We start from the raw sequence: 530 nt of genomic DNA, 5'->3' as shown, positions 1-530 counted from the left end.
AATGGTTACAAATGTACCCCGGTTCATAATCGTCGAGAAAACCAAATGGCCCGTAATCAAAGGTTTGCCCAAGAATTGACATGTTATCGGTGTTCATCACGCCATGAGCAAACCCATACGCTTGCCAGTAAGCAATCATGTCCGCTGTTTTCTGAACAATTTCGCCAAACATTGCAGCGTATGGCTTCTCTGCCGACGCACTATCAGCAAAGTGCCACTCGATGACTTTGTCCGCCAGCAACTTTTGCTCTGCCAATTGATTGGTATAGAAAAGGTGCTCGAAATGGCCAAAACGAACGTGAGTCTCCGCCATACGAATCAACATTGCGCCGAATTCTGTTTTCTCACGATAAACAGGCGTGTCACTGACCATCATGCCAAGAGCACGAGTCGTCGGGATCCCAAGCCCCGCCATGGCTTCGCTACCTAGATACTCACGAATGGTTGAGCGCAACACAGCCCTGCCGTCCCCCATACGCGAGTAGGGTGTTAGCCCCGCGCCTTTAAGGTGAATATCAAACCAAGTGCCA

At 49.8% G+C, this 530-nt stretch carries 1 protein-coding gene; it reads right to left on the bottom strand.

The genetic code is table 11. The features are described 5' to 3' along the window. Window positions 1–530 (bottom strand): protein adenylyltransferase SelO family protein (locus R7093_RS27775; protein ID WP_318147350.1); only part of this gene is annotated, 530 nt, incomplete at both ends.

It is taken from the genome of Vibrio sp. 1580 (genome assembly GCF_033340055.1).
The sequence above is the reverse complement of the archived record's forward strand: the minus strand, read 5'-3'. Positions and strand labels throughout refer to the sequence as shown.